The organism is Rhodopseudomonas sp., from assembly GCF_013377015.1.
Taxonomy (GTDB): Bacteria; Pseudomonadota; Alphaproteobacteria; order Rhizobiales; family Xanthobacteraceae; genus JARJEH01.
The window spans coordinates 1,246,346-1,267,416 of record NZ_JACABA010000002.1 but is presented as its reverse complement, the minus strand read 5'-3'; the positions used below and the strand labels follow the sequence as shown (position 1 = coordinate 1,267,416).

At 62.5% G+C, this 21,071-nt stretch carries 18 protein-coding genes; 11 read left to right on the top strand and 7 right to left on the bottom strand.

The window, feature by feature from the left end:
• Window positions 1–5 precede the first annotated feature (5 nt).
• The 4 genes from HXX15_RS14465 to HXX15_RS14450 are packed head-to-tail and all read left to right on the top strand — an operon-like array spanning window position 6 to window position 3,926.
• Window positions 6–986: an ABC transporter permease gene (locus HXX15_RS14465; protein ID WP_296516753.1), complete on the top strand. Its 981-nt coding sequence runs from the start codon at window positions 6–8 to the stop codon at window positions 984–986.
• Entirely contained in the window at window positions 983–1,885 is a 903-nt protein-coding gene (locus HXX15_RS14460) for an ABC transporter permease (protein WP_296516752.1), read from the top strand. Before HXX15_RS14465 ends, HXX15_RS14460 begins: the two co-directional genes overlap by 4 nt.
• Before the next feature lie 2 nt (window positions 1,886–1,887).
• Window positions 1,888–2,886 carry an ABC transporter ATP-binding protein gene (locus tag HXX15_RS14455; RefSeq protein WP_296516751.1) on the top strand — a complete coding sequence of 333 codons (999 nt, stop codon included), beginning with the start codon at window positions 1,888–1,890 and terminating at the stop codon, window positions 2,884–2,886.
• Window positions 2,883–3,926, top strand: a complete 1,044-nt coding sequence (locus HXX15_RS14450) for an ABC transporter ATP-binding protein (RefSeq protein WP_296516750.1) — start codon at window positions 2,883–2,885, stop codon at window positions 3,924–3,926. The genes HXX15_RS14455 and HXX15_RS14450 overlap by 4 nt, the downstream gene beginning before the upstream one ends.
• A 127-nt stretch (window positions 3,927–4,053) precedes the next feature.
• Here HXX15_RS14450 and HXX15_RS14445 read toward each other — a convergent pair whose 3' ends face one another.
• The 3 genes from HXX15_RS14445 to HXX15_RS14435 form a co-directional block, all read right to left on the bottom strand.
• Window positions 4,054–4,443, bottom strand: a complete 390-nt coding sequence (locus HXX15_RS14445; protein WP_296516749.1) for a cysteine rich repeat-containing protein — start codon at window positions 4,441–4,443, stop codon at window positions 4,054–4,056.
• A gap of 164 nt (window positions 4,444–4,607) precedes the next feature.
• The gene (locus HXX15_RS14440; RefSeq protein WP_296516748.1) at window positions 4,608–5,831 is read right to left on the bottom strand and encodes an OpgC domain-containing protein; all 1,224 of its coding nucleotides are present in this window, start codon (window positions 5,829–5,831) and stop codon (window positions 4,608–4,610) included.
• A gap of 367 nt (window positions 5,832–6,198) precedes the next feature.
• Window positions 6,199–7,890, bottom strand: a complete 1,692-nt coding sequence (locus HXX15_RS14435) for a glycosyltransferase family 39 protein (RefSeq protein WP_296516747.1) — start codon at window positions 7,888–7,890, stop codon at window positions 6,199–6,201.
• A 727-nt stretch (window positions 7,891–8,617) separates the two neighbouring features.
• On the opposite strand from HXX15_RS14435, the gene HXX15_RS14430 reads away from it, so the two are divergent.
• Together HXX15_RS14430 and HXX15_RS14425 are read left to right on the top strand one after the other, a co-directional pair.
• Window positions 8,618–9,802 (top strand): OpgC domain-containing protein, encoded by a 1,185-nt coding sequence (locus HXX15_RS14430; protein ID WP_296516746.1) that lies wholly within the window; start codon window positions 8,618–8,620, stop codon window positions 9,800–9,802.
• Window positions 9,803–10,222: 420 nt separating this feature from the next.
• Window positions 10,223–10,639: a hypothetical protein gene (locus tag HXX15_RS14425; protein WP_296516745.1), complete on the top strand. Its 417-nt coding sequence runs from the start codon at window positions 10,223–10,225 to the stop codon at window positions 10,637–10,639.
• Window positions 10,640–10,720: 81 nt separating this feature from the next.
• On the opposite strand, the gene HXX15_RS14420 is transcribed toward HXX15_RS14425, so the two are convergent.
• Window positions 10,721–11,287, bottom strand: coding sequence for a hypothetical protein (locus HXX15_RS14420; RefSeq protein ID WP_296516744.1), 567 nt, complete (start codon window positions 11,285–11,287; stop codon window positions 10,721–10,723).
• A 168-nt stretch (window positions 11,288–11,455) separates the two neighbouring features.
• Between HXX15_RS14420 and HXX15_RS14415 the strand changes: the two genes are divergently transcribed.
• Window positions 11,456–12,196 carry a response regulator gene (locus HXX15_RS14415; protein WP_296516743.1) on the top strand — a complete coding sequence of 247 codons (741 nt, stop codon included), beginning with the start codon at window positions 11,456–11,458 and terminating at the stop codon, window positions 12,194–12,196.
• Between the two features lie 16 nt (window positions 12,197–12,212).
• Entirely contained in the window at window positions 12,213–13,559 is a 1,347-nt protein-coding gene (locus tag HXX15_RS14410) for an ATP-binding protein (RefSeq protein WP_296516742.1), read from the top strand.
• A gap of 34 nt (window positions 13,560–13,593) precedes the next feature.
• On the opposite strand, the gene HXX15_RS14405 is transcribed toward HXX15_RS14410, so the two are convergent.
• Together HXX15_RS14405 and bamA are read right to left on the bottom strand one after the other, a co-directional pair.
• Entirely contained in the window at window positions 13,594–13,920 is a 327-nt protein-coding gene (locus tag HXX15_RS14405; protein ID WP_296516741.1) for a hypothetical protein, read from the bottom strand.
• Between the two features lie 66 nt (window positions 13,921–13,986).
• A complete protein-coding gene (gene bamA / locus HXX15_RS14400; protein WP_296516958.1) occupies window positions 13,987–16,449 on the bottom strand; it encodes an outer membrane protein assembly factor BamA in 2,463 nt (820 codons plus the stop codon).
• Window positions 16,450–16,950: 501 nt separating this feature from the next.
• Here bamA and HXX15_RS14395 point away from each other — a divergent pair.
• Window positions 16,951–17,331: a hypothetical protein gene (locus tag HXX15_RS14395; protein WP_296516957.1), complete on the top strand. Its 381-nt coding sequence runs from the start codon at window positions 16,951–16,953 to the stop codon at window positions 17,329–17,331.
• A 57-nt stretch (window positions 17,332–17,388) separates the two neighbouring features.
• Here HXX15_RS14395 and HXX15_RS14390 read toward each other — a convergent pair whose 3' ends face one another.
• Entirely contained in the window at window positions 17,389–18,057 is a 669-nt protein-coding gene (locus HXX15_RS14390) for a TetR/AcrR family transcriptional regulator (protein ID WP_296516740.1), read from the bottom strand.
• Window positions 18,058–18,309: 252 nt separating this feature from the next.
• Between HXX15_RS14390 and HXX15_RS14385 the strand changes: the two genes are divergently transcribed.
• Together HXX15_RS14385 and HXX15_RS14380 are read left to right on the top strand one after the other, a co-directional pair.
• A complete protein-coding gene (locus HXX15_RS14385; protein ID WP_296516739.1) occupies window positions 18,310–19,818 on the top strand; it encodes an efflux transporter outer membrane subunit in 1,509 nt (502 codons plus the stop codon).
• 52 nt (window positions 19,819–19,870) lie between these two features.
• Window positions 19,871–21,070: an efflux RND transporter periplasmic adaptor subunit gene (locus HXX15_RS14380; protein ID WP_296516738.1), complete on the top strand. Its 1,200-nt coding sequence runs from the start codon at window positions 19,871–19,873 to the stop codon at window positions 21,068–21,070.
• Window position 21,071: the final 1 nt, after the last annotated feature.

The following is a 21,071-nucleotide window of genomic DNA, read 5'->3' as shown; positions in this document are numbered from 1 at the left end:
GCACCATGAATCTCGTCGCGCATATCCTGGGGAAATTGGTCAACGCCGCGGCTTTGCTGCTCGCGGTGTTGGTGCTCAATTTCTGCCTGATCCATCTTGCACCGGGCGATCCGGTGCAAGTGATCGCCGGCGAGATGGGCGGCGCCTCGGCGGAGGTGGTGGCGGCGCTGCGGGCCAAATACGGCCTTGACCGCACGCTGTTCGAACAACTGATGACCTATCTGCACAACGTCGCCGGCGGCGACTTCGGCTACTCGTATTACTTCAACGAGCCGGTGCTCGGCCTGATCCTGCAACGGCTGCCGGCGACGCTGTATCTGGCGTTCTCGTCGCTGATCGCCGCCGTGCTGGTCGGCACCATGCTGGGCGTAGTCAGCGCGCGGCGGCCCAACGGCCTGCTCAGCCACGGCGTCACCGTGCTGTCGCTGGCCGGCTACGCCGCGCCGATCTTCTGGACCGGCCTGATGCTACTGCTGCTGTTCGGGTCGGTGTGGCCTATCCTGCCGGTCAGCGGCATGGCCGACGTGGTCAATCCCAAGACCGGCTTCGCCTATCTGCTCGACGTCGCCAAGCATCTGGTGCTGCCGTCGCTGACGCTGGCGCTGGTGTTCATCGCCCAATACAGCCGGCTGGCGCGGGTCAACATGATCGACGTGTTGTCGGCGGACTACATTCGCACCGCGCGCGCCAAGGGGCTTCCGGAAACCGTGGTGATCGTCAAGCATGCGCTACGCAACATGCTGATCCCGATCGTCACCGTGGTCGGGCTGCAGTTCGGTAACCTGTTCGCCGGCGCGGTACTGGTAGAGACGGTGTTCAGCTGGCCCGGGATGGGGCGACTGGTGTTCGATTCGATCCTGCGCCGCGACTACCCGACGCTGATGGCGGTGCTGTTCTTCTCCGCCATGATGGTGATCGCCGCCAATATCATCACCGACATCGTGTATCGGCTGATCGATCCACGAATCCGCGCGGGGGCCAGATGAGCACGCTCGATCCGTCGCTGATCGTGGCTGCGGCGCCGGCGGCGCTGCCGGCCGCCAAGGCGGCGTCGCCGACCAAGGCCGCGTTCCGGCAATTCCTGCGCAGCCCGTCGGGCGTCGCCGGCGCCGCGATGCTGCTGGTGCTGGTGCTCGGCACATTGTTCGGGCCGCTGGTCTATCCGGTCGACCCGCTCGACATCGCCGGCCTGCCGTTCACCCCGCCCTCCGCCGATGCGCTGCTGGGCACTGACTATCTCGGACGCGACATCCTGGCCGGCCTGATCCATGGCGGCCGCGCGACGCTGATGGTCGGCGCGGTCGCCGCATTGATCACCATCAGCATCGGCGTCACCGTGGGCGCGCTCTCCGGCTTCTTCGGCGGCTGGATCGACAGCGCGCTGGTCAAGATCGCCGAATTCTTCCAGGTGCTGCCGCCGCTGCTGTTCGCGATGGTGCTGGTGACGCTGTTCGGCCAGAAGCTCACCACCATCACGCTGGCGATCGGCGCGGTGAGCTGGACCGCGGCGGCGCGGCTGACGCGCGCCGAATTCATGCGGCTGCGCGACCTCGATTTCATCAAGGCGTCGCGTGCCGCCGGTGCCGGCAACGCGCATCTGATCCTGCGGGTGGTACTGCCGAACGCGCTGCCGCCGATCATCGTCTCGGCGACGCTGGCGATCGGCGTCGCCATCCTGTTCGAGGGCGGGCTCAGCTTCCTCGGCCTCGGCGACCCCAACACCATGAGCTGGGGGCTGATGATCGGACAGAACCGCAACTACGTGCTCGACGCTTGGTGGGCGGTGACGTTCCCCGGCGCGGCGATCTTTCTCGCGGTGCTGGCGATCAGCCTGGTCGGCGACGGCGTCAATGATGCGGTCAATCCGCGCCTGCGACGGAGGTGACAATGGCCCCGGTGCTTCGCGTCGACGATCTCAGCGTCAGCATGACGAGCCGCACCGGCGAGCTGGTCCCGGTGCTGGAGAATCTGTCGTTCACTGTCGACAAGGGCCGCACCATCGCGCTGGTCGGCGAATCCGGCTGCGGCAAGAGCATGACCGCGCTGGCGATCATGCGGCTGCTGCCGGACGGCTTCGTGATCACCGGCGGCCGGGTGCTGCTCGACGACGAGGACGTGCTGACGGCGCGGCCGCGGCGGCTGAGGGCGCTGCGCGGCAATGCGATGTCGATGGTGTTCCAGGAGCCGATGACCGCGCTCAATCCGCTCTACTCCGTCGGCGACCAGATCGCCGAGGTGCTGCGCTATCACCGCCGGCTCGGCCGCGCCGACGCCGCCGAGCAGGCGGTCGGCTTTCTCAAGGCGGTGCAAATTCCCGCCGCCGAGCAGCGCGCTCAGGCCTATCCGCATCAATTGTCCGGCGGCATGCGGCAGCGGGTGATGATCGCGATGGCGCTGGCCTGCAGGCCGAAGCTGTTGATCGCCGACGAACCCACCACCGCGCTCGACGTCACCGTGCAGGCGCAGATCTTCGATCTGCTGGCGCAATTGCAGGACGAGACCGAGACCGCGATCGTGCTGATCACCCACGATCTCGGCGCCGTCGCCGAACTCGCCGACGACGTCGCCGTGCTCTATGCCGGCCGCTGCATCGAGACCGGACCGGCGCAGCAGCTGGTCGACCGGCCGCGTCATCCCTACACCAGCGGCCTGCTCGCCTGCGTGCCGCATCTGAGCGTCGGCACGGCCCGGCCCGAGCAATGGGTCGACCTCGGCGAGATTCCCGGCATGGTGCCGTCGCTCGGCGCCCGCGGGCCGGATTGCGCGTTCCTGGCGCGCTGCGCCAACGCCGGCGCGATCTGCCGGTCGCGGCCGCAGCCGCCGCTGCACGACATCACGGCGGGACATGCGGTGTCGTGCTGGCGCGTCGCGGAGATCGCAGCATGATCGTTCAGGACAGCATGTGGCCCGTCGCGGGCAGTCCGTATCTGCTCGACGTCAACGACCTGGTGGTGCATTTCCGTACCGGCCGGCAACGGCCGTGGTCGAAGCCGTCCTTCGTCCATGCCGTCGACGGCGTCAGCTTCCGGGTCCGTCGCGGCACCACCTTCGGCATCGTCGGCGAGAGCGGCTCCGGAAAATCGACCACCGCGCAGGCGATCCTGCGGCTGGTGCCGGTGACCTCCGGCCAGATCGTGTTCCGCGGCGAGGACGTGATGCCGCTGACCGGCGAGCCGTTGCGGCAGGTGCGCCGGCATCTGCAGATCGTGTTCCAGGATCCGTTCTCGGCGCTCGATCCGCGGCGGCGCGCCGGCGACCAGGTGCGCGAGCCGCTCGATCTGTTGCAGATCGGCACCCCGAGCGAGCGCGATGCGCGCGTGCTGCAATTGCTCGCCGAGGTCGGCCTGCCGCCGGAGGCCGCCGACCTGTTTCCGCACCAGTTCTCCGGCGGACAGCGGCAGCGGCTGTGCATCGCACGTGCGCTGGCGCCGGAGCCGGAGCTGATCGTCTGCGACGAGGCGGTGTCCGCGCTCGACGTCGCGATCCAGGCGCAGATCCTCAACCTGCTGAAGAAGCTGCAGCGCGAGCGCGGGCTGACCTACATCTTCATCTCGCACGATCTCGGCGTGATCCAGCATTTCTGCGACGAGATCGCGGTGATGTATCTCGGCAAGATCGCCGAGCAGGCGCCGGCGTCGGTGCTGTTCACCGAACCGCGCCATCCCTACACCTGGTCGCTGGTCGCCGCCGCGGTGCCGCCAGGACCGCTGCGCGACGAATTGAAGGCGCGCTATCTGGTCAAGGGCGATCCGCCGTCGCCGGTCGATCCGCCGCCCGGCTGCCGCTTCGCGCAACGCTGCCCGTTCGCCGTCGATCGCTGCCGCGAGGAATCGCCCTATCTCGACGCCATCGGCGCGGAGCACTTCGTCGCCTGCCACCGCAAGGACGAGATCCCCCCGCCGGAATTCGCTGTCAGCCAGGGCTGAGCGGCGGATGGCGGATGCCGTCGGCCCGCAACTGCCCCTCGCGCTTGACGCGCGCAGGCCCGGCACCGTTTGTTCGCATCGCCGTGACGGCCCTGACGATCTGCGATCGCGGGCCGGGCTCTGCTTGCTAGAGATCCCCGCGGCCCAGCAGCTTCCTGCCCGACGCGGCGCGGGACATCGCATCCTTGCAGGGGTCCTTCACTTCCGCGAGGTGCGCTTTCACGCAGGATCTGACACCGCCGGTGCCGCGCACCACGCCGGCACAAAGACTAGCAACATCGGCCGCACAGACCTTTCCGGCCACCGCCACGGTGAGCACGCGATCCTCGCAGGCCGGCGACAATTCGCTCAGATGCGATTTGATGCAGGCCTTGATCCGGCCATCGCCCGGCGCGATGCCGGCACATAGTTTCTTGATATCGCCGGCGCAGGGCTTGCCCGCCTGCTCCGCCACGGCGACCGACCCCGACAGCAGCAGTGCCGTCACCATTGCAAGCCCAAATCGCATTCCAGCCATCTCAAATTCCTCTGCGTGATTCAAAAAACAGCCGTTGCGAGACTATCCAAAAGCCGGCCGCGACGCCAGACGGCGACCTCCGGCGCGGCATCCGGCGCGTCACGGTCGCGCAGAGGCGGCGGGACGACCCGGCGCTGCTGCGCGCGTGGACGGCCGCGCCAGCGTCAGCGACCTGCGCCATTCTTGTCGATCCTGAATTTGAACCACGACATCGACCAGGCCACGGCGGACAGGATGGCGATTCCAACAACGCCAACCAGGGCATGGAGCGCGAGCCCCGCACCCGTCTCCGTCAGCACGAAATATCCGACAAAGGCCAGGGCGACGCCGAGGCAGAAGATCTCCAGCGAACGTTGCCCGCACAGGATCATTGGCGCGAGCCAGGGCGACGTCAGGCCGGGCCACCCTGCCGGCACCAGCCGCACGGCAACCACCCCGAGCGCGAGAAAATGCAAGAACCTGAGCAGGTCGAGATCGGTCTTGCCAATCGGATAGATCCATCGGCCCAGCCCATCCGGTACGACGCCTTCCAGCTGCGGGAAATACCAGGTCATCGTCAGGCCGAACGACGCGAACAGATAGGCAAGCGCGACCCACAGCGTGATCGGCGATGCAATCAGTCGCGACATCCATTTTCCGGGGTCACCCAACGCGCACCATGCGCCGAACACGAACAGCAATTGCCAGGCAAAGGGATTGAAGGTCCAGACTCCGCCCGGATAGGCCGTCAGGTTCAAATGATATTGCCGGGACAGCGCATAAAGCAAGACGGAGGCTGCCAGCGTGAGATTGGCGCGCCACGCGATCAGCTTCAGGATCAACGGCAGGAACGCCATCAGAACGATATAGAGCGGCAGGACATCCATATTGAGCGGGCGATATCTCAGCAGCAGCGCCTGGACCATCGCGGGGCCGGGCTGATCGAGGAACGGCCCGATCACCACCTCCTGCGCATAGAACGGCTTTCCGAGGATGACGGCAACGTAGGACACCTCGGTAATCAGAACCGCGAACAGCAGCACATGCGCGGCATAGATCTGCCAGACCCGCCGCATGATCCGCGCGGTCGCAATCACGATGCCGGATTTGACCATGGCCCGGCCATAGACGAAGGCCGCCGTATAGCCGGACACGAAAATGAAAATCTCCGCGGCGTCGCTGAAGCCGTAACTGCGGATGGTGAACCAAGTCAGGACATCGGGTGAGACGTGATCGATGAAGATCAGCCACAGCGCCAGACCGCGAAACAGATCGAGCCGCAACTCGCGCACGGCCACCTGCGGCGCGAGCGTCCTGGAGTGCGGGTCGGTCGCAGACGCGGGATCCCGCGCGCCGGCTTCGGCGGCGCTCTTGAGCGGTGGAGCGGTCTGATCGATAGCCAAGCTCATCGCCCCCGTCTCGGGAGCGGATTTCTTCGCTGATGAATGCGATCAGCCCGGCCGCGGGCGGCGATTGCGGTCCTCATCTGTCAAGAGCCCGCGGCGACAAGCCAATCCAGCCGCACCGACGAGACCGCGATCGACACATTCATTCGGGGCCCCCCATGATTGCAGGACCGGATAATTGAACCGCGCGAGCCGGGCCTTCAACGCGGCACAAGGTGTTCGCATCCTGTCTCTGGGAACGTCGCATAATGGCTGGCAATATCAACTGGAGCTTGGCGCCAATCTGGTTTTATTCGCGCCGCCACAGCCCGGCCTGGCGGGACTGGATCCAGCCAGCGCAGTCGCCGATCGGACAATCGGACCTCACGCGCTAGGGCCCCGCCATGGTCGGCCGGGTCTTGGCGCGCTGATCCTTGACGTAGCCGATCGGCACACCCATGCGCTCGATGGTCACGGCCACCTTGGCGTCAATATCGCGGTCGCAGTTCATGTGGGTCGGCGCGATAAAGAAATCCGCCGTCTCCCAGTCCTGCGCCCAGCGCAAATTGGCCGGCGCCTTGCGCAGGAATGAATCCCGCTCGCCACACAGCGACACGGTGTAGACCCGACCGGTCGTTCCGGGGGGATCGGTCCTGGCGATATAGGCCGCCAGCCGGTCGACGGCCTCCGGCATCATCGTAAACCAGTAGTCGGTGTCGTATCGACGCGACGCGCCCTGCAGCCCGCCGACCAGCTCATTGTAGTACAGATACTGATAGGGATGCAGCCGGTACATCGTCGCCCCGTTCCACGATAGGCCGGCCGCGATCAGCCCGAACGTCATGGCGCCCAGCGCCGCGCTCCGCATTGTTGTCGCCCGGACCACGACATCGAGACCGATCCCCGCCAAAATCGCGAGCGGCGGCAACACGAACAGAAAATGCCGCGGACCGCAGAAGGCGGGGCCGCCGATCACCACCTCGCAGAGCACCGGAAACAACGCGGCCACCGCGACGATGGCGGTGTCGCGCGGCGCCTGATCGGGCCGGACCCATCCGGTCGGGCGAGGCACCGCCAGGGTCCCCAGCGCCAGCGCCGCCCCCGCCAGCAACAGCAGCGGGATCTTGATCGTTAGGTAGACCGGGACGTACCACCGTGGCACCGTTGCCATCAGGTAGATTTTCCCGGCCAGCAGAGTTCGGATATCGTAGTCGAGCATTTCGAACGTCAGCAATGCGCGCAGCGGATTGAGCGGCGCCAGCGCCGCCCAGGGCCAGGTGACGATCATGATCGGATAGGCGATCAGCAGCGCCGGGACGAAGCCGAGCAGCGAGCGGGCGACCCGATCGGTCAGCTGGCGCCAATTGCGTCCCGCCAGCGACGGAACATTGAACAGCACGGCGACGCCGATGTAGCACACCAGCAGCAGCCCGAGCACCCTGACGCCCAGCGCGGCACCGGTCAGCACGCCGAATCCGACCACGAAGCGCAATTGCGGGGCCGGACAATCGCGGGCGGCGCGGATCAGGAAGTACAGCGCGCCAGCCATCGCGGCGCCGAGCGGGACATCCTTGGTATGATGGAACATGGCGCCATACCAGAGGCCGCAAGCGGCCAGCGACGCGCCGGCCAGCAATCCCGCGCGCGCACCGGCGATCATCCGCGCGGTTGCGATCGCGGCGCCAATGCCGGCGACGCCGATCATGGCGCTCATCAGGTGCCTGATGTCGAACGGATCGAGCGCGGACACCCCGCCGAGCAGCACCGCCACGACGTCGAACAACCCGCCATACAGATAGAGATTGTCGAATTCGAAGACGGCGCGATCGGTCAAGCCGCTCTTGTAATAGGCGATGATGAGTTCGCCGTAGCGCTGCTGCACCCATTCGTCGTTGGTAATGGCGTAATCGCGGAAGGTCGCCAGGACCAGAACCGCCAGAGCGGCCAACAAAAAGAGAGATGCCAGGTCGAACGGATCAATCGCGGCCGAGCGGCCCGTCACCCGCTGCCACGGCAGGCCGCTTGCGGACGACAATCCGGCTTGCCGGGCATCGCCAACCTGATCACGGGCCAGATCGGTCATCGGCTGAGACCAGGCATCGAGACACGCACCGACAATTGCCATTCCATCCGCGGCCAGGGCCCCGGAATGCCCAATACCTGACCAACAGGAATCTACGACAACGAATCCACGCTGGCAAACGGCTAGCTCAGCAGCGGTGCCGGTGCCGCTGCGCGTGAGCCCGCCAATCGACACAACGTCTGGCAGCCGACAGGCGCGCGGGTTCGACCGACGCGATGACGAAAATCAAACAATTATAATGGGGTACCCGGCAGCCGTTTGGGGTAGCCGTTTCCGATCGGCACTGCCGGCGCACTCATTTCTGCCGGCTCCGCCACAGCACCATTGCTGTTGCCGGCGGAGAGAGTTGACCTTTCCGGGGGAATCCGGAATGTTACTTTGTTACCGGTCATCGGATGGCGGCGATGCAACGCCGGGATGACTGCCCGTATCCGCACGGTGCCGTCCGGCGCCCAGGCAGGTCGCCCGGGCGTCGCGACGGGACACATTCAACAGTTTTCAAATCGAATGCGATTGATACAATTCACAATGCTGCTTGTCGAACGCTCCCCGCTGATCGAGGGGCGGTGACGGCAACGCAAATTTTGGAGTGGACGGGTTTTCGACGCATAGCGCGGCTGATGACGCACGACGTCCATGCGCCGCCAGTCATTCCTCCGATCGACCATAGGCTCAGGCTCAAGCGGAACTGCTGGCGTTCGCTCGCGAACAAAGACGGGGGGGAACTATGACAAATGGGTTCGCGGCGCCTCTGGCGGTTGGCGTCGAACGTGATCTCCGGTTCGATCTGCTCCGGGGGATCGGGTTGTGGATGATCTTCCTCGACCACATCCCCGACAACATCGTCGCCTGGCTGACCCTGCGCAATTATGGCTTTTGCGACGCCGCGGAATTCTTCGTTTTCATTTCCGGCTATCTGGCCGGCTACATCTATGGCCCGATCGTGCGCGGCGGCCTATTTCTCGCGGCCACCAAGCGGCTGTTGACGCGCGCCTCGCAGATGTACGTCACCCACATTCTGCTGTTCCTGATCTTCACCGCGCAGGTTGCGCGGGCGGCCCGGAAATTCGACAATCCGATGTACAAGGACGAGTTCAACGTCGCCAGTTTCCTCGAGAACCCCGACATTCTGATCGGCCAGGCGCTCACCTTGCGCTACAAGCCGGTCAACCTCGACGTTCTACCGCTGTTTATCGCGCTGATCGTGGCGACTCCATTCATGCTGTGGTGCCTGGTCCGTCGTCCGAACTGGACGCTGGCGGGATCTTGCATCCTCTATGCCGTGGCGCGCTGGTTCGGCTGGAATTTTTCGTCCTACCCGCCCGGGACGACCTGGTACTTCAACCCCTTCGCCTGGCAATTGCTGTTCGTCTTCGCGGCGTGGTGCGGCATTGGCGGAGCATCCCAGCTTCAGTCACTGGTCAAGTCCCGCGTCGTTCAGGCCATCGCATTCGCATGGATCGTGTTTGCGCTGGTGGTCGTGTTGAGCTGGCAGATCGAGTGGCTGGATGCCCTGATTCCGCAGTGGATGCGAAAGGCGATCTATCCGATCGACAAGACCAATCTGGATCTGATGCGTCTCACGCATTTTCTCGCTCTGGTGATCGTGATCGCGCCATATCTGCCGCGCGGCGGGCCGCTGACCTCCAAATGGCTGCAGCCGTTCATCCTGTGCGGTCGACACTCGCTCACGCTGTTCTGCCTTGGCGTCTTCCTGTCGTTCGGCGCGCATTGGATCCTGATCCAGCAAGGCAACGCAATCTGGCAGCAGATCGCCGTCAGCGCGGCCGGAATCCTGATCATGATCGCCGTGGCGTGGTTTCTCGACCGCGCCAAGACGGTTCCGAATCTGTTCGTCAATGTGGCCGATCTGGAAACCTCCGAGGCGGCCCCGAAATCAGGCATCGCCTAGTATCGCTTGGGGCGATCATTCGGTCGCCTTTGTCGATGCCGTGACGGAGTCGGACAGCATGATCCGGATGACCGGGTCATTCGGTCCGGCCTCGGCCCGAAAGGCCAAGCCACTCCAATGCTTCGCAAATCTGATCGGAAATGGTGCGCCATTCAGCATAAAACTGCGAACTCATATGTTATTGAAATAGCGATATAATTTGGCTTCGCCTGATCGCGACGCTCTAATGAGTGCCGCTTTTGGCGGCGGGTTCAACTGGTCAGCGCAACACGCCAATCTTTTAGCAAGATGGACTGTGGGCCATGAAACAACCTCGCATCTACTATTCATCAGCGAGACCGAGTTTTCACTCGGCCTGGTCCGCACGCAGTTGTTGCGGACATCGAAAATGTGAAGAAGATATAGGCTGGGTATCGCGCCGTGCCGCTGTCGAAATTTCTCGGAAAGCCTTCGCCGGATGCCGACGCCGTCGATCTGTGCGTCGCGCAGATCGATTCGAGCAACGCGTGCGGGAATTTCCTCGCGGTCAGCCGGGTGTTCCAGATCGACAACGAGGTGTCGGAGCAGAGCGCGCTGGTGACCGCCGAAGTCGAGATGGTGGTGCTCTCGCCGTTTTCGGTCTGCAGTCCGGTCGCCTCGAACTGCACCGGCACCTGCTGGGATCCGAAGACCGGCAGGCCGAGGCCGGGACAGGCTAGCCGCGAAAGTTTTTCGGTATCGCACCGGGTCAGGATCGAGAAGACGTTCGCGTTCCAGAAGGCCGACGGCGGCGGCTGGCGCTGCGGTACGGCATCGCTGCAGCCGGTCGACTACGGCGTCGCGCTGAGCGGCCCCTAAGGCCGGGCCGGGACCGGCCGATCATCCTTCCCTGCAGAAGGGGGATGGCGGGTCGATGTACCGGCCTGCGCCAGCCCGAAATCAGCTCTTGTAGTCGAGCAGCACTGCCGATAGCGACGAACTGCTGTCGGCGGACGTGCCGGTGCTGCCGGTATCACTGTAGGACAAAGCCGATGAGGTCGACGAGGCCGATTTCAGCGCCTTGATGAGTTCCTTCAAGAGGTCGGCGGCGCTGGTGGTGCTGCTCGAACTGCTTGAATCGCTGCTGGAGGACGAACTGTCGCCGCCCGGCGGAGGTCCAGGCGGCGGGCCTCCCGCGCCACCAGGACCGCCGCTACCGAAAGCCGCCTTGAAGACGCCCTTCAACTCGGCGGCCTGGTCGCTGGTCAGCTTGCCGCTGGATACTTCGCCGTCAATCAGCTTGTCGATCTTGGACTTCACGTCTCCGGCGCCGGATTGGCCGCTGCCGGAGGAATCGCTGGCCCGGCTGCTCCGCAGCGAGGTATCGATGTCCTTCAACGCGGAAGACAGCGCCGTCTGATCGGAAGAACTGATGGCGCCGGAAGTTACTTCCGCCTGCAGCTCAGCCTGAAGCTTCTGCAGAGGGCTCTGATAGACGCTGCTGGAGGTCGCGGAGATTGAGGTCATGATGACTCCGAGGGTTCTTGTAAGCGCCCCGGCGTTAGGTTTAATGATCTTAACAGAATGTTCTGATTGGCCAGCCGGCATGTTGCCCGATGTTGCGCCGCGAGTCTCAGAAACATCCGGAAATAAAAATCCTGCATCAATTTTCCAGAATCAGCGACAAAGGTCCGCATGGCCGTGACAGCACCGAATATTCTTGTCGTCGAGGACGACCGCGAGACGCGATTGCTGATCGCCAAATACCTGCGCAACAACGCCTGCCATGTGACCACCGCGGCCGACGGCCGCGAGATGGCCAGGGCGATGACCGACCATCGCGTCGATCTTCTCATTCTCGACGTCATGCTGCCGGGCGAGGACGGCCTCAGCCTGTGCCGCAAGGTCCGCGCGGAATCGCAGATGCCGATCATCATGCTGACCGCGCGCGGCGAGGACGTCGATCGCATTCTCGGGCTGGAGATGGGCGCCGACGACTACCTCGCCAAGCCGTTCAATCCGCGCGAATTGCTGGCGCGGATCAACGCGGTGCTGCGGCGGCAGGCCACCGCCCACACCGCCAGCGCCATCGACGACGCTACCGTGCTCTTCTTCCAGGGCTGGCGGATCGATTTGCGGCTGCGCGAGCTGCGCAATCCGGCGGGCGCGCGGGTCGCGATTACCAGCGCCGAATTCGACCTGCTGCGGACCTTTTGCGAGCGGCCAGGCCGCGTGCTGTCGCGTGACAGCCTGCTCGACCTCACGCAAGGCCGCAACGCCGGTTCGTTCGAACGCAGCATCGACGTGCTGGTCAGCCGTATCAGGCGCAAGATCGAACCCGATCCGCAGGACGCCACCATGATCAAGACAGTGCGTTCCGGCGGCTATATGTTCACTCCCACCGTGGATGCGGTCGCGCCGGCGACCAACGGCTGATCATGAAGCCCTCCTCATGAAGCTCTCCGGCTTTCTCAACCTGAAGGGTATCAGCGGCCAGATCGCAGCGCTGGTGGTCACCTCGATCGTCGCGATTCATCTGATCCTGACCGCGACCTTCCTGATTCATCGGCCGGACCAGTTCGAGCCGTCGCCCGACCATGCCCGTGGTCAACTCGCCGCGGCGGTGCAGCTTCTCGCCGCGGCGCCCGCGGTCGAACGGCCAAGGCTTTTCGACGACATCGCACGGGCCTTCCCGCAACTGGAGATCAAGAGCCTCATCAAGAACCCTGCGCCGGATGCCGCATCCGCGGCGGGCGAAGCGGACGACCGGGATCTGCGCGATCTGCGCCGGCAACTCGGCAACAATTACCTGATCTTTCCATTCGCGCCGGCGGATGGCGGCCAGCGGGTCGACATCGCGCTGCCCGACGGCGCGATGATCTCGGCGAAGATCTTGCCGGACCGGCGGCAACCTCCGTTCTGGGCCGGCCCCTGGATGATGACCCTGCTGTTCGTCGTCATCAGCGTCGCTCTTCTGGGCCTGTGGGCGGCCCGCGCCCTGACGGCGCCGCTGTCGTCGTTCGCCAGGGCCGCCGAAAGCTTCAGCCTGAACGGCGCCGCGGCGCCGTTGCCCGAGCGCGGCCCCGAAGAGATCCGCTCGGTGGCAAGGGCGCTGAACCGGATGCGGCAGCGGATCACGGCGCTGATGGACGACCGCACCCGGATGCTGGCCGCGATCAGCCACGATCTGCGGACGCCGATCACCCGGATGCGGCTGCGCTCCGAATTCATCGAGGACAGCGCGCACCGCGACCGCATGCTGGGCGATCTCGACCAGATGCGGTCGATGCTGGAGCAGGTGCTGTCCTTCCTGCGCAACGACCGCAATCTCGAATCCATGACGCTGGCCGATGTCGCGACCACGCTGCAGCTCGTCGCCGATCAATTCGCCGATTTGGGCAGCCGGGTCGTCTATGACGGCCCGGAACACGCCTTGGCCATGGTCCGGCCCGACGATCTGCACCGGAGCATCACCAATCTGGTCGAGAATGCCGTCCGCTACGGCGTTGAAGCCACCATCCGTCTGATTTCGTCACCCGACGACATCACGATCGAAGTCGAGGACGACGGTCCCGGCATTTCCGATGCGCGCAAGGACATCATGCTTGAGCCGTTCGTGCGCGGCGACGATGCCCGCAACATGGATGAAGCGGCAGGCTTCGGTCTCGGGCTCTCGATCGCGCGCGCCGTCGTGCTGGCGCATGGCGGCGAATTGTCGCTGCGTGACCGGCAGCCCCATGGACTGATCGTTCGCATTCAACTGCCGGTTCGCCAGCCGAGCCGTCAGTCGGCCGCCTGAGCGCGCGCCGCTCGAGTTGTAAATTCGGCATGTTTCACCGCATTCGAACTGCCCCCGCATTTCGTTTGGCGAAATAATGACGATACGAATTTTCTCTTTTTAAATCACGTCGTCCTTCGATTGACGCCGCCGCCATCTCAGGTTGCATCGCCGCAGATCCGTTAGAGATCATTGGGAGGAATGCATGAAACGCAGCATCGTGCTTGCCGCTGGCGTTGCCTTGCTCGCTCCGTTCGGAGCCAGCGCTCAAACGACCGATCAACTGGTCAAGGGCGCGACCGACACGTCGAACGTCCTGAACTACGGCATGGGCTATAATCTGCAGCGGTTCGTCCTGATGATCGTCGCGCGGCTGGCTCACGGATTTCCCGTTTCGCCGCTTTGGCCGCAACAGGCGCCTGACAAAAGCTGGTTTTCAGGCCGGGGATCAAAACGATGTCCCGCCTCCGAACTTGAACTGCTGCACCCTGTCGTACTTCCCCTTGGTCAACGGGACAGCATAGTCGAACCGCAGCGGACCGAACGGCGAGGCCCAGATCAGCCCGACGCCGACGGAACTGCGGATTAGACTGCTGTCATCGTACTGCAATCCGCATTTCGGACAACTGGGTGAGTTGACTTCCCCTGTTGCGGTCCACGACGTAGGGCCCTGATAGCCCCACAGCGAGCCGGCGTCGGCATAAACCGAACCCTTCAATCCGACTTCCTTCGGCAAGAACCAGAATGGCATCTGCAACTCGGCCGAAGCACCCCAGTATTTCGTACCACCCAGCGCATCGCCCGTCGCCCCGAAGGCCGCATAAGTGATGTCTCGTGGTCCTATACCGTTGGAGGCGAAGCCTCGGACGAGGTTCGGTCCCATCTGAAAATGGTCGAGCATCCGAATATTGCTGTCTCCCACACTCGTCAGAATGCCACCCTGTGTATGAACAAGACCGACGATATCGGCGACCAACGGCATATAGTACTTGGTATCGAACGCGGTCTTCAGATATTTCACGTCGCCGCCGACGCCCGCAAAATCTTGTCTGAAATCGATCAGCAAGCCATCGGTTGGATTCCTGGTGTTGTCCAGCGTGTTGTAGTTCAGAGTGTACCCGACCATGGACGTCCAGGCTGCGCCGCTCGCGAGCTCTTTGCGTACCGGCAGAGCCGATTCACCGTCGCCATAGCATCCGTATCCGTAAACCGACGAACTCGACGCGTTGGTCGGATCTATACCCCCCAAAACACTATTGATGTAGGCTGGGGTTGGATTGAATGCGAGCGTTGAATTTGACGGGTCATTGTTGCAGTTATTGTATGCGCTCGTTAGCGTAATCTTCTGCTGATAAATCGAATATCGAAGCTGCAGCGAAAGGTCTTCGCGCAAAGCCAACCCCAGTCTGGGTGAAAATCCAAAGGTCGTGGTGCCGTAGCTGGTAGTACTGGTTGGCAGCTGTTGCTTGTAGTAGACATCGAGCCCTAGCGCCACGCGATAATCAAGCAGGTAAGGCTCGACGAATGAAAGCGAGGCACTCCTTGAATATTGTCCGTAACCGACCGCCGCCTTCGCGTACAGGCCGCGCCCCAAGAAATTTCGCTCGGAAACGCTGACCTCGCCCAGTGCGCCGTCGCTCGTCGAATAGCCGCCCGACACCGAAAAATCGCCGGTCGATTTATCTTCGAGATCGACAACGAGGATCACCCGATCGCTCGATGAGCCGGGCTCGGTCACGATCTTCACCGACTTGAAGAAGTCGAGGTTATTGAGCCGGCGCTCGGCGCGGTCGACCAGCGCGCGATTATAGGCGTCGCCTTCCGAAATATCGAACTCACGACGGATCACGTAATCCCGGGTCCGGGTATTACCGCGAATGTTGATGCGCTCGATGTAGGTGCGCGGGCCCTCTTCGATCGCGAACACGATCGAGACGGTATGGGCGTCGAAATTGCGGTCGCCGCGCGGACGCACCGTCGCGAACGCATAGCCGCGCCGCGAAGTCTCGATCTGCATTTCTTCGACCGACTTTTCCAGCGCCTCGGCATTGTAGAGCGAACCGACATTGACGCGCGAGAAGCTGCGGAGCGAGTTGCCGTCCAAGGTCGCGATGTTGGACTGGAACTCAACCGAACCGACGCGGTATTGCTGGCCTTCCTCGATCTTGAAGGTGACCAGGAATCCCTTCTTTTCGGGATCGTATTCGGTCAGCGCGGCGACCACCTGCACATCGGCGAAGCCGTGCTTCAGGTAATAGCGGCGGATCAGGTCGCGATCGGCTTCCACCCGGTCCGGATCGTACAGATCGCCGGACGCAAGGAAGCTCAGGAAATTCGACTCGTGGGTCTTGATGATGTCCTTCAGGCGATAGGACGAGACCGCATTGTTGCCGATGAATTCGATCGACCGCACGCCGGTCTTGGCGCCTTCACTGACCGTGAAGATTAGATCGACGCGGTTGTTTGGCTGCTCGATGATTTCAGGGGTAACGCTGACGTCGTAGCGTCCGGACCGTCGATAGATTTCAGCGATCCGCAGCGCGTCGGATTGCACCATCGGCCGCGACAGCGTGCCGCGCGGCTTGGACTGGATTTCAGCGGACAGCTGCTCGTCCTTGACCTTTTTGTTGCCTTCGAAAGCGACCCGCCCGATCACCGGATTCTCGACCACGGTCACCAGCAGCCGGCCGCCGGCCTGGTTGATCCGCACGTCCTGGAACAGGCCGGTTTCGATCAGCGCCTTCAGTCCGTCGTCGATCGCTGCCTGATCGAGCCTGCCGCCGGGACCGGGCTTGAAATAGGAGCGAATGGTTTCGACTTCGACGCGGCGATTGCCTTCGACCACGGTCGACGCCGCGGTCTGGGCGGCAGCCGGAGCCAAAGGAACTATCGTGCCGAACGACACGACCATCACGATCAGGGCGGCCAACAAGCCTCCCCGCACTCTTATTCCGGCATTCATCTCATGCGCCCCATCAATTCGATGGTCGACCGTACGGTGCGGATGTGGCGATGAAATCTCCGAAATGTTGCGGGTTATTTTGAAATGTTGCTCGAACTTGCCAATGACGTTTCCGCAACCGTCGATCTGTTCGACACGGGCTCGTCCCCACGCGCATGATCTGCGAGGGGCCTTACAGATGTAAGCGCCTACACATTCGAGGCCGAACGTTGCCGCGGCTTCGAATGTTGCCGTGCGACGTCAATTCTTTTTGATCGCCCCCATCGTCGTCCGGTCGTCGTTCATATGTTTGACTGGCTGCCGATGTTGACGGCGCGCACCGGCCTTGTTTGTCGACGCCAAGCAACGCTCGGCAATATTTGCGTGCTTTACTTTCAATCATTTTCAAACATGGTGGCCACCGACACCGCTTGCAGCGTTAAGCCAATGCGCTCCGATCAGGAAACCGCGATGAAGCTGAAGTTCAATTCCGCGACGGAGCTCGCAGCGTTGCTTGCCGCCGCCGCTATTATCTCAATCGGCATCGACACAACTCAATCGCACGCGGCCCCCAAAAAGAAGCACGACGACCGCGGCCGCATCTATCATTATGGCCTCAATGGTCCAAACATATCCTATCAGTCAGGGCCGCATACTCGCATCTACGTAACCAAGCGCTCATGGCTGGATGCCGGCACGGAAGTACTTCCGGGGGACCGCCAGTTCACCGATTACGCGTTTCCACTCGGATATTCGTTCGGACAAGAAAATATGAATCGTCCGCTTTACCGACAGCCTCTCAATCCGCCGTCCGACATGGGTGGATTTCCACGATTGATCCCCTTGTACTAGACCAGCCTTAGGCCGGTGGAGCTGGAAGGATCGAAAAGCAAGGCAATGTCAGTCTCATCATCGGCCACAGGATCGCAGACTGACGCCGTTCAGGAAGACATCAATGCATCGGTGGATATAGTTTCGGCGCTGGTTGCGATCGAGCCTCCTCGGCGGGCCACCTGGACGAATAGCCAGGCCTCCGAAGATCATGTCCATCAGTATGCCGGCATCGCTTTGAACGTCATCCGATGCAATAACTCCGCGATCTCTTTCGAGAGCGAGCCTATCGGCCAGCAACCGCCGGGATTTCTCTACAGCGTCCCGACGAAGCATGTCGCCGATCTTCGGAAATTGCCGGATTTCGGTCACGACGAGATGGATAAACGCCCAGCGTCTGCGCTCGAGACTCGGTTCGATATCAATCCAGAAGATCGATGCGAGCGCATCGGCGAATGGACGGTCGTCGCGATCGCAAGGCAGATCGAGCATGGTTCGGCGGTGAGCGACGATTACGGCCTGGAATAGCTCGGTCTTGCTCGAAAACACTTCGTAGAGCGTGCGTTTCGAAATTCCACAACGAGCGGCGACGATATCCGTCGTCGTTCCAGCGTAACCAAGCTCGAGAAAGACATCGAATGCCGACTCGATAATTTGATCTCGCCGCGTTTCTTCGCTAACTGCCCTCGGCCGGCCACGTGGGCGCGACGGCTTGCCGGCAGCGCTCTTTATCCGCCTTTGTTTCATTTTGTTGCTCGTACTTCATGCAGAAATATTCCTGCGGTTGACAACAGAGCTGTATGCTTTTTATTGGTACTTATGAGTTTTGTAAATAGACAGGTCGACCTCGGCGATCGTCGGTCTTTCGCGAGCCTGTCTGCGGCGCTTCAGTCGAGGCGGCGCCGTCGAAATCAGCGAGGTCAAGAACGCGTGCAATTTTGTCCGCAAGGACAAGCGGGTAGCCCATATCGCCTGAAGTCAGCGGTCGGGCTCGCGGCCATGTTCGGCCCGGCCATACTGAAGGTGATCCGCGACTGGCGGTTGTTATCTGAGCTGATGGTTGCCACCGTACTACTATCGGGGTGTGCCGTTGGCCCGGATTACCGGGCCCCAATTGTTAATGTGCCGGCACGTTGGAGCAGCGATCAGACAAGGCAGGCGCCAGGTCCAGCGCATCCCTCCCACTGGTGGAGCCGCCTCAACGATCCGCGGCTTGATGCCCTCATCGAAGAAGCGACCGCCTCCAATCTCGACGTTGCAACATCGAAGGCCAAGATTCGGGAAGCGCGGTATTCGCTGCAACAGACGACTACCGGACTGTTTCCGTCGATAACAGGCTCCGGCTCGGCGACGCGGAACAAGAGCAGTACATCCTCCGTCGGCAACGATTCAGTCGGCATTAGCGGCGATCCTTACAATCAATTCCAGGCAGGTTTCGATTCCAGCTGGGAGCTTGATCTATTCGGAGGCACCCGGCGCGGCGTAGAGGCTGCGACGCGAAACCTCGAGGCATCGGAAGACGATCTGCAGACAACCCTCCTTACTCTGGTCGGCGATGTTGCCGCGTACTATCTCGATGCTCGCGGTTATCAAGCCAGGATTGCCCTCGCGCGGCGGACCGCAGCGTCACAGCGCGAGACCGCAGCGCTGACGCGGACCAAGTTTGAGGCGGGCAGCGCTTCCGCCGTCGATGTGGCAAAGGCCGTCGCGCAGGCCAGTAGCACCGAGGCCAACATCCCATCCTATGAAGCCGCTTACTCCGCGGACCTGCATCGCCTTGGTATTTTGCTGGGTCGCGAGCCACTCGCGCTTGCGCAGGCCCTCGCTCGCACGGCACCGATCCCGACGCCACGAATGCCATTGCCGAAGGGAATTCCAGCCGATATTCTCTTGACTCGCCCGGACGTCCGGGCAGCCGAGCGGCGGCTCGCGCAGGCCACGGCGAAAATTGGTCAGGCGGAATCCGCGCTCTATCCTAGCGTCAGCCTGACGGGCTCGGTTTCGACGTCCCCGCTGAAAATAAGCGATCTCGCCAAATATTCTTCCGTCAGCTGGTCGTTCGGCCCATCGGTCACAGTGCCCATTTTCGATGCCGGGAAGCTACGCGCAGCGGTTGGCGTCTCCCAGGCCCAACGCGATCAGTATCATGCCGCATTTCACGCCGCTGTCTTGACCGCGCTGGAGGACGTTGAAAATGCCATCGTCTCATTGAACAGCGAACGGACGAAGGTCCGCCGGCTTATGGACGCCGCGACCAATTATCGGGAGGCCACGAGATTATCCCGTTCGCTCTACCAGAACGGATCATCGAGCTTTCTTGATGTACTGGATTCGGAGAGATCTCTCTACTCATCCGAGGACTCCCTCCTGCAAAGCCGAGTCGCCGTTGCAAAGGACTACGTCGCGCTTGCCAAGGCACTGGGCGGAGGATGGGACGGCGCCATCGACAGCACCAAGCCGGAGGTGGTCGATGCGGATACCGGCCCCCATGTCCCGCCATCATTGTAAGAGAAAAGGAGCCCTCATAATGTGGAATGCTCGGCGCCCAACCGTTGTCACCATGGCGGTCGCCATCGCCATTGGTGGGGGTTGGATGCTGAAGACAAAGCTGTTTCCGAAGCAGACTGCGAACTGGACTTCGGCGACGGTCGGGTTCGCTGACATCGAAGAGACGGTGCTGGCGACCGGGATCCTGAAGCCCATCAAGATGGTTGCGGTCGGAGCTCAAGTCTCCGGGCGCGTGATCTCGCTGAACGTCGCTATCGGCCAAACCATCAAGCAGGGCGATCTGATCGCCCAGATCGATCCCGTGACCAAACAAAACGACCTGCGCACGGCCCAAGCGGCACTGGAAAACATGCGCGCGCAACGCTCCGAAAAAGAGGCGACGTTGGGTCTCGCGGAAGCTTCCCTCGCGCGTCAACAGATCACTTTTTCGCAAAAAGCTTCATCGCGTGCCGATTACGAAACCGCGGACGCGACCGTCAAACAGACGCGCGCGCAAATCGTAGCACTCGATGCACAGATCACCGAGGCGATCGTTTCCGTCGAGAATGCCCGCGTCAACCTCGACTATACCCGAATAACCGCGCCGATCGATGGCACAGTGCTCGCAGTAGTGACCCAGGCAGGTCAAACCGTGAATGCCGTTCAATCCGCGCCGACGATCGCAATCATCGGTCAGATCGAGATGATGACGATCCGTGCCGAAATATCGGAAGTCGATGTGATCAAGACGAAGCCCGGCCAGGAGGTCTATTTCACCATTCTCGGCGACCCTGTCCAACGCTACACGGCGACGCTGGATTCCATCGAGCCGGCGCCGGAATCCGTCAAGAACGACAGCAGTTTCAGCAGTTCATCATCGAGCACCACGTCGTCCACAAATTCGTCGTCGTCAACCTCCTCCACTACTTCGGCGATTTACTACAACGGCGTATTCACCGCGGCGAACTCCGATGGACGGCTGCGCACCTACATGACCACGGAAGTGCACATCGTGGTCGCCCGGACAAAGAACGCCCTGACGATTCCGTCAGCGGCGATCTCCGAGCGCAATAGCGACGGAACCTATCGTGTCCAGGTTCTCGATCCGAGAGGCACGGCGTCTCCCCGCAACGTGAGGATCGGCCTTAACAACAAATTGACAGCGGAGGTATTGCAGGGCCTCAAGGAAGGCGAGCAGGTCGTCACCGGAAAGGTGAGCGCCGATGCCGGAGGATCGCAGAACCAGATGGGCGGTCCGCCCATGGGGTTCTGAG

Excerpts from the sequence above, each read along its gene's own strand:
- HXX15_RS14465 (WP_296516753.1), top strand. The coding sequence starts at position 6 with ATGAATCTCGTCGCGCATATCCTGGGGAAATTGGTCAACGCCGCGGCT.
- HXX15_RS14460 (WP_296516752.1), top strand. The coding sequence starts at position 983 with ATGAGCACGCTCGATCCGTCGCTGATCGTGGCTGCGGCGCCGGCGGCG.
- HXX15_RS14455 (WP_296516751.1), top strand. The coding sequence starts at position 1,888 with ATGGCCCCGGTGCTTCGCGTCGACGATCTCAGCGTCAGCATGACGAGC.
- HXX15_RS14450 (WP_296516750.1), top strand. The coding sequence starts at position 2,883 with ATGATCGTTCAGGACAGCATGTGGCCCGTCGCGGGCAGTCCGTATCTG.
- HXX15_RS14445 (WP_296516749.1), bottom strand. The coding sequence starts at position 4,443 with ATGGCTGGAATGCGATTTGGGCTTGCAATGGTGACGGCACTGCTGCTG.
- HXX15_RS14440 (WP_296516748.1), bottom strand. The coding sequence starts at position 5,831 with ATGAGCTTGGCTATCGATCAGACCGCTCCACCGCTCAAGAGCGCCGCC.
- HXX15_RS14435 (WP_296516747.1), bottom strand. The coding sequence starts at position 7,890 with ATGACCGATCTGGCCCGTGATCAGGTTGGCGATGCCCGGCAAGCCGGA.
- HXX15_RS14430 (WP_296516746.1), top strand. The coding sequence starts at position 8,618 with ATGACAAATGGGTTCGCGGCGCCTCTGGCGGTTGGCGTCGAACGTGAT.
- HXX15_RS14420 (WP_296516744.1), bottom strand. The coding sequence starts at position 11,287 with ATGACCTCAATCTCCGCGACCTCCAGCAGCGTCTATCAGAGCCCTCTG.
- HXX15_RS14415 (WP_296516743.1), top strand. The coding sequence starts at position 11,456 with ATGGCCGTGACAGCACCGAATATTCTTGTCGTCGAGGACGACCGCGAG.
- HXX15_RS14410 (WP_296516742.1), top strand. The coding sequence starts at position 12,213 with ATGAAGCTCTCCGGCTTTCTCAACCTGAAGGGTATCAGCGGCCAGATC.
- bamA (WP_296516958.1), bottom strand. The coding sequence starts at position 16,449 with ATGGTCGTGTCGTTCGGCACGATAGTTCCTTTGGCTCCGGCTGCCGCC.
- HXX15_RS14395 (WP_296516957.1), top strand. The coding sequence starts at position 16,951 with ATGAAGCTGAAGTTCAATTCCGCGACGGAGCTCGCAGCGTTGCTTGCC.
- HXX15_RS14390 (WP_296516740.1), bottom strand. The coding sequence starts at position 18,057 with ATGAAACAAAGGCGGATAAAGAGCGCTGCCGGCAAGCCGTCGCGCCCA.
- HXX15_RS14385 (WP_296516739.1), top strand. The coding sequence starts at position 18,310 with ATGTTCGGCCCGGCCATACTGAAGGTGATCCGCGACTGGCGGTTGTTA.
- HXX15_RS14380 (WP_296516738.1), top strand. The coding sequence starts at position 19,871 with ATGGCGGTCGCCATCGCCATTGGTGGGGGTTGGATGCTGAAGACAAAG.